5 protein-coding genes are annotated in these 7,114 nt (G+C 66.7%); all 5 read right to left on the reverse strand.

Annotated features, from left to right (window positions below):
- Positions 1–120: 120 nt before the first annotated feature.
- The 5 genes from ACXJ16_RS16280 to ACXJ16_RS16300 all read right to left on the reverse strand — a co-directional run bounded on the left by ACXJ16_RS16280 (position 121) and on the right by ACXJ16_RS16300 (position 6,905).
- Positions 121–1,941 carry an ABCB family ABC transporter ATP-binding protein/permease gene (locus ACXJ16_RS16280; protein WP_132469742.1) on the reverse strand — a complete coding sequence of 607 codons (1,821 nt, stop codon included), beginning with the start codon at positions 1,939–1,941 and terminating at the stop codon, positions 121–123.
- Positions 1,942–2,051: 110 nt separating this feature from the next.
- Positions 2,052–3,011 carry an aspartyl protease family protein gene (locus ACXJ16_RS16285; RefSeq protein ID WP_082370395.1) on the reverse strand — a complete coding sequence of 320 codons (960 nt, stop codon included), beginning with the start codon at positions 3,009–3,011 and terminating at the stop codon, positions 2,052–2,054.
- A gap of 192 nt (positions 3,012–3,203) precedes the next feature.
- Entirely contained in the window at positions 3,204–4,370 is a 1,167-nt protein-coding gene (locus tag ACXJ16_RS16290; protein WP_463920946.1) for a hypothetical protein, read from the reverse strand.
- A 26-nt stretch (positions 4,371–4,396) separates the two neighbouring features.
- Positions 4,397–5,911 (reverse strand): oligosaccharide flippase family protein, encoded by a 1,515-nt coding sequence (locus ACXJ16_RS16295; protein ID WP_463920947.1) that lies wholly within the window; start codon positions 5,909–5,911, stop codon positions 4,397–4,399.
- Position 5,912: 1 nt separating this feature from the next.
- Complete coding sequence (locus tag ACXJ16_RS16300; protein WP_463920948.1) at positions 5,913–6,905, reverse strand: glycosyltransferase family 2 protein; 993 nt, start codon at positions 6,903–6,905, stop codon at positions 5,913–5,915.
- Positions 6,906–7,114: the final 209 nt, after the last annotated feature.

Consider the following 7,114-nt stretch of genomic DNA (forward strand, 5'->3'; position numbering starts at 1 on the left):
GTGCAGCAGGATTGCGGACAACGGGGGGCATTTCACGTGCGGGAGGCTCCGGGTCGGAAGGGGCATGGCGGAGAAACCCCCGCCCCCTTCCGATGGTTCCCGCAAGCAGGCGGTCCCGCCTTATTCTGCCGCTTCGATCATCGCTTCGGCTTCGGCGGCCTGGCGCGCCCACATTTCCGCATAGAGCCCGTCCTGCCGCAGGAGCTGGGAATGGGTGCCGCTCTCGGCCAGGCGCCCGTCATTGAGCACGAGAATCCGGTCCGCATCGGCGATGGTCGAAAGCCGGTGCGCGATCGACAGGCTGGTGCGGTTCTCGGATACGCGGTGCAGCGTGGCGAGGATGTCCTGCTCCGTGCGGGTGTCCAGCGCGGACGTGGCTTCGTCGAGCAGCAGGATCGGCGGGTTCTTGACCAGCGTGCGGGCGATCGCCACGCGCTGTTTCTCGCCGCCGGAAAGCTTGAGGCCGCGTTCGCCCACTTCGGTGGCGAAACCCTGCGGCAGGCGGTCGATCAGGCCCATCAGCGCGGCGCCCCGCGCGGCGTTTTCCACCTCGTCCTGCCCGGCGCCGTCGCGGCCATAGGCGATGTTGTAGCCGATGGTGTCGTTGAACAGCACCGAGTCCTGCGGAACGATGCCGATGGCGGCGCGCAGGCTGGCCTGGGTGATCCCGGCGATGTCCTGCCCGTCGATCAGGATGCGGCCCTGCTGGGGATCGTAGAAGCGGAACAGCAGCCGCGCGAGCGTGGACTTGCCCGCGCCCGAAGGCCCGACGACGGCGAAGTTCTGCCCGGCCGGAACCTCGAACGAGAGGCCCTTGAGGATGCGGCGGTCGGGCTCGTAGCCGAACTCCACATTGTCGAACACCACCGAAGGCCGGCGGATCACCAGCGCCGGGGCGCCGGGCTTGTCAGAGACTTCCTGCGGTTCGTCGAGCAGCCGGAACATTTCCGCCATGTCGATCAGGCCCTGCCGGATCGTGCGATAGACCATGCCGAGCATGTCGAGCGGGCGGAAAAGCTGCGTGAGGTAGGTCTGCACGAAAACGAGCTGGCCGGCCGTGTACTGGCCCTTGTACCAGCCCCAGACGGTATAGCCCAGCGCGCCCGCCATCAGCAGGTTGACCACCACGCCCTGCGCGATGTTGAGCAGCCCGAGCGAGTTCTCGCTCTTGACCGCCGCGACCGCATAGGCCCTCGTCGCCTGGGCGTAACGCTCCCGTTCGCGGTCCTCGGCGGAGAAGTACTTCACCGTTTCATAGTTGAGCAGCGAGTCCACCGCGCGGGCCAGCGCCTGCCCGTCCAGCCGGTTCATCTGTTCGCGCAGCTTGGTGCGCCACTCGGTGATCGTGCGGGTCACCCAGATATAGGCGGCGATCGCCACGGCAGTGGCGATGACGAGGCCGGGGCCGAAATTGATGTAGAAGATCACCGCCACCACCAGCAGTTGCAGGATGGTGGGCGCGATGTTGAAGAGCATGAAATAGAGCATCGTGTCGATGCTCTTGGTCCCGCGCTCGATCGTCTTGGTCACTTCCCCGGTGCGGCGGGCAAGGTGGAACCGCAGCGAGAGCCGGTGGAGCTGGCCGAACACGTTTTCCGCCAGTTCGCGGGTCGCATCCTGTCCCACGCGCTCGAACACGATGTTGCGGAAGTTGTCGAACGCGGTCTGGATCAGGCGGCCCGCTGCGTAACCCAGCACCATCAGCATCGCGAGCTGCACCAGCTTCGGGCCGGTGGCGCCCATCAGGTCGACCGCCCACTTCATCAGGTAAGGCAGGGCAAGCTGGGTTGCGGTGGAAAGCAGGATGAACACGCAGGCCCAGACGATCCGCCAGCGCAGCGCCGGATTCCCGGCAGGCCAGAGATACGGCATGAAGCGCAGCAGGGTGCGCCAGCCATCGTGGCGGGCGCGGGAATCGGTTACGGCGGTGTCTGGCGGCATCGCTGCTATTTAGGGTGTTCGCGTCGATAGACAATCGCGTCCGGGAATTCGCGGAAAGAGGGCGGTTCCCGCTATCGCCCGCGCGGTGGACGGTGCGCGGCGGGGCCTCTTCACGATCCCTTCGGCATGTCGAACAGGATGCGGCGCGTCGAGAAGTCTATTGCGATCCGCTTGAACACCCTGAGTTCGCGCATGCCCAGGAAGATCGCGGGGCGCTTGCGCAGGCTCAGTTCCTTGAAGGCGGGGGCATCGGCGAAGGCGATCACCACGTTGGAAATGTTGACGTCGCTGATTCTCAGCACTTTCGCCACGCCGAGGCCGGCGGGCAGTTCGTGGCCGGTGACGCTGAGCAGGGTGGTTTGGCCGGCGGACCTTTCGCGGATCGCGCGTTGCAGGGCGAGGTTGCCGATGGTCGAACTGGCGCCGGTGTCGATGACGACGTCTGCGCGGATACCGTCGATCAGCGCATCGGTGAGGATGAGGCGCCCCTCGCGCTTGCGGGCGCGCACCACGATCTCGTAACCGCTGCTGCCGCCCAGGCTCTGGGCGTCGCCGATGGCGATGGTATTGTGCACGAAGTCCAGCACGACCCGCTGCCCCTGCAGGCTGTCCGTGCCGACGATCCCGTCCGCCCCGATGTGCTGTCGTTCCAGCAGGGGCACGGTCAGGTCCGTGTAGTTCTTCTGCCCGATATCGAGTGACTGGAGCTGTGCGGTGGCCACGCTGCTGCTGCCGCCCATGCTGATGACGCGCACTTCCGGCCCCTGCACGAGCCCGAGCCTGCCCGCCAGCGTGCTGGAGACCACCGTGTTCTGCGATCCCGTGTCGATCAGGAAGCGGTAGGGGCCCTTGCCTTCCAACCCGACGTCCACGGTCATCCGGTCGTCGATGTCGGCCTGGCCCTGCACGGTTTCGGTATCCTGCAAGGCATCCTTGATGGAGCCTCTCAGGGCCAGGGCCGGAGGGTCGGCGCCGGTGGGTGCCGGCGTCCCGGATACGGCAGGAGGGCTCACGCCCAGAATCACCGATTCCGCGATAAGAAGTGCCTTCGCAAGCATGCTTGCGGCCATGTCATCCTCCCCGCGGGGTTGATCCCCGTCGGATTGTTGTCAGGCATGGACACTACCATGAAACGCGAGTGGAACAAAGGAAACTCGCGGGTTCCGGGGGTGACTGCGTCCCGAATCGGGAGGTGCCTTCGCGCAGCATTTTCCGCAGCAATATCGCCGGCGATCCGCGCGGCGGCATGAACGGCGCGCCAGTCAGCGCGCGGCGGCTTCTGCCACGATCAGGCCGCTGCGTTCGAAGGCCGCGCGCAAGTCCGGGTCCTCGACGAAGCGCGCCGGGTCTGGAGAGGCGCGTTCCCAACGGTCGTACTTCCAGCTGTTGGATATGCCCTTCATGTGGCGATAGGCGAATTCCGGGGAGAGGGTGCGGTTGTGGGGCGATCCGAAGACGTTGTGGACCGACCATGTGTACTTTGCATCGTGGCGCGCATCGGGAACGATGCACCACTTCGGGGGGCAGGTTTCCTGCTCTTCCCGGTCGCGCAGGAGAAAGTCGCCGTGGCGGCAATCCTCGGGCGTGGCGGCGCGGTGGTTGGCGCTGCTGATCCATGCGCCGCCGAACTTGATGAAGCCCGCCTTCGAGGCTTCGGTTTCGGCGAAGATCGATCGTTCCCGGCTGGAAAGGACGAGCTCGTCTATATCGACGTTGAGCACGCTGCGTGCGCGGCGCAGGAAGCGGAAGCGCGCATGCTGGAGCGATCCGGTCTGGCAATAGTCCGAATCCCAGGGCGTCTCCCGGCCGTCCACCGCCCCGGCAAGACCGCCCTGCGGCCCGTAGATGAAGGGCCAGTCCACCACCGCGACAGCCATGTCCGGGAAGGCCTGCTCCAGCGCGGCGCGCAGTTCCCCAAGGGTATAGGCGGTCGAGCCGTTGTCGTAGAGCAGCACGCCGTCGGCGCCGTGGATCGCGGCATAGAACGCGATCCAGTCCTTGATCCAGCGGATGTCGTTGTTGCGGGACAATGTGTGGATCACCCGCCGTCCGGCGAAAAGGTGCGAGAGGTCGGGCTGGACGGTGATGTCGAACCGGCCGAGAGCTCCGTCCAGCAACAGGGTATCGCCGTCATGGCGCAGGCGGATTTCGCAGCCCTTGCTGCGATCCACGAGGCGGGCCTTGGGCCAGAGCGGCCGGAACTTGCTGCGCAGGCCCTCGGCCGCCTTCAGCATCGGCAGGAAGTTCAGGAATGGCGGCCCCTGAAGCACCACCTCCGGCCCGGAGCGATAGACGTCGTAAAAGATCGTGCGCCAGTCGAACTGCGCGGCATAGGCGGCGTTGCGCAGGTTCTCCGGCCGGGGAGACTGGCGCACGATCCCCCGGTCCTCGGCGACGTGGCAGGCGGAAAGGGAGATCGTTTCGTCCATCGGTGCAGGTCTCTGTGCGGCTGCGCTCAACGAGCGGCCTGGAGGCGGTTGGCGACGGTCCGCGCGAAAGGCAGCGATGAGGCGAGGCCGAGGAGGTCGTCGAGCGCGGGGTGGCGCAGCAGGAACAGCGTCGCCAGCCAAGCCGCCACGCCGGCGATCGTGGTGGCGAGCAGCATGGCGAAGCCGAGCTGCGCGGGCGGAGTCCAGAACAAGTAGCACAGCGTCAGCGGGGCGATTGCGGCCAGCGTCGCGGCGGCGCTGCGGGCATAGATGTGCAGCAGGGCGCGCACGTCGAAGCGAACCAGTCCGTGAATGAAGCGCGCATAGAGGCCGAGCCAGAGCGCACCGTAGACGAGGCGCGAGGCCGCGGCGCCCTCCAGCCCCCAGAGGCAGCCGAACGCCAGAAGCGCGATGGAAAGCACGGTATCGGCGATGTTGAAGGCCAGCAGGCGGTTGAGCCGTCCCAGCAGGATCGGCAGGTCGCTCACCAGCGGCAGGGCGATCAGCATGATCTCGGTGAGCGAGATCATCGTCAGCAGCGGCGCCGTGCGCATCCACGCTTCGCCGTAAAGAATGCGGACCAGCGGGTCTGCTGCCAGTGCGAGCCCCGCCATGCCGGGCCAGATGACGGCCGAATAGCCTGCACAGACCCTGAGATATGCGGGGCCAAGCGGCTCCCCCCGGTCGCGGATACGGGCGAAGGCGGGGAAGAACACGCTGCCGATGGCGCCCGAGATCAGCGTGCGGAACTGGTCGGACAGGCTGGCCGCGCGGCTGTAGAACCCGACGGCGGCGAGGTTCAGCAGCTTTCCGAGGATCAGGTCCGGGCTGCGCGTGCCCAGTGCACCGGTCAGGTAGAGCACGCTGGAACGCGCGCCGAAGCTCAGCACCGGCCGCGCACCGTCCACGCGCAGCGGCCAGGGCAGGGCGGGGCGCAGGAACTGCGCGATGATCCCGCGCGAGGCGGCGGATGCCACTGTGGCCCATGCCAGCGCAAAGGAGGATTCGCCCGCAGCCGCCAGCGCTACCGCGACCGCGCCTTGCGTGAAGGCGCCGCCGACATTGATGGCGAAGTGCCCCCGGAATTGCATGGCCCGCGCCATCAGCGCCATAGGCACGACCGTCAGCGGCAGAAAGAAGTAGCTTCCCCCGATGATGAGGAGGATGGGCGTCAGGGCAGGCTGGGCATAGATGTGCGCCATCGGCCAGGCGAGCGCCCAGATCACCGCGACGACCACGAGCGAGAACAGCAGCGCCACCGAACTGCACCGGGCCACTTCGCGCCCGTCGAGCACGGCGAGTCCCGAAATGTAGCGGGAGAGTCCGAAGTCCTGGAGGATCGCCACGAGCAGGGCTGCGGCAAGCGCGATGGAGAACAGGCCCACTTCCGCCGGTGTCAGGAAGAACCGCGAGATCACCACGGAAGTCGCGAACTGCATGGCGAAAGAAAGATACTGTCCCGCCATGGCCCAGGCCGCAGCCCCGCGCACGCTCATCGCGGCGGGTTCGCGGCCGTCGGTGGGGGCAGTGTCTTCGCTCATGTCAATGTGCCGCCAGCGTCGCGGCGAGCCGGAGCGCGCGCCGCGGTTCGCCGAGCCGCAGCAGCCGCACGACCGTCCGCCACATCCCCTCGCGCGCGCCGCCTTCTCTCAGATGACGCAGGATCAGATCGAACCCCTCGTCTCGAAGCCCCGTGGGTGAATAGAGCAGGTCAGGCGCCACGCGGGCACGAACAGCGCGCGAGATCCCCTCGCGCCCGAACAGCTCGTCGAGCTCGTCGATCGGGGGCAGCCGTTCGAGGTCCGCCGTGGGGTCGGGCCGCCCGGCCTCTCGTTCCTTCCAGGCGAGCAGCGCAATGGCGGCGCCGGTCTGCTGCTCGGTGACATGGCGCTGGGAAACCTGGTCGGGGTAATGGCGATAGCGGATCAGGCGCTGCGGCAGGCTGGCCAGCTTGGTGACCGAGGCCAGCCTGAGCCAGAGGTCGAGATCCTCGCAGTGCCGGAACGCGGCGTGATATCCCCCCATCGAAAGCACCAGTTCCCGTCGGTACATGACGGCGGGGTGGCAGAGCAGGGGATGCCGGGCCTTGATCGCGGCGATGAAGGCCTCGTGCGTATCGGGGTGCTCCGGCCCGCTGACGCGATAGGGCGCATCGTTCTCGTCGATGTCATGGCTGCGGCACCCGATCACGCCGTAATCCGGATTGGCATCGAGGAAGGCGACCTGGCTGGCGAAGCGCTCGGGTTCGCAGATATCGTCGGCATCCATACGTGCCACCAGCGGCGCGCGCGCTTCATGCAGAAGCTCGTTGAGGCTTGCAACGAGCCCCCGGTTCTCGCGGATGATCGGGCGGATGCGGCTATCGCGGGCAGCGAATTCCCGCACGATTCGCGGGGTTGCGTCAGTGGAGCCGTCATCGAGGATAAGGAACTCGAAATCGCCGAAGCTCTGCGCCAGAACGCTTTCGATGGCTGCCGCCAGGAACCGTTCGCCATTGTAGATGCTCATGGCGACACTGAGGGAAGGGCAGTTCATCTCTTGGGCAATCCCGTGATCGCGGCCTTCTCCAACCGGTGGCCGTGTCGGTCGTGATAGGGTTTCAGGGTAAACAAACGGTGTTTGGCAGCTCTGGCGGCCCTTCGGCCTGGAGGCAAACGGGGCCTCGGTTGATAATCCGGGAAGACACCCCATATCCTGTCGGCGATAAGGCCGAACTCCCCGTAAAGTGACCTTTTTCACCTGAG

This window comes from Novosphingobium sp. TK71 (genome assembly GCF_055361505.1).

Bases quoted from the DNA above. Each gene is read 5' to 3' on its own strand.
- ACXJ16_RS16280 (WP_132469742.1), bottom strand. From the start codon at position 1,941: ATGCCGCCAGACACCGCCGTAACCGATTCCCGCGCCCGCCACGATGGC.
- ACXJ16_RS16285 (WP_082370395.1), bottom strand. From the start codon at position 3,011: ATGGCCGCAAGCATGCTTGCGAAGGCACTTCTTATCGCGGAATCGGTG.
- ACXJ16_RS16290 (WP_463920946.1), bottom strand. From the start codon at position 4,370: ATGGACGAAACGATCTCCCTTTCCGCCTGCCACGTCGCCGAGGACCGG.
- ACXJ16_RS16295 (WP_463920947.1), bottom strand. From the start codon at position 5,911: ATGAGCGAAGACACTGCCCCCACCGACGGCCGCGAACCCGCCGCGATG.
- ACXJ16_RS16300 (WP_463920948.1), bottom strand. From the start codon at position 6,905: ATGAACTGCCCTTCCCTCAGTGTCGCCATGAGCATCTACAATGGCGAA.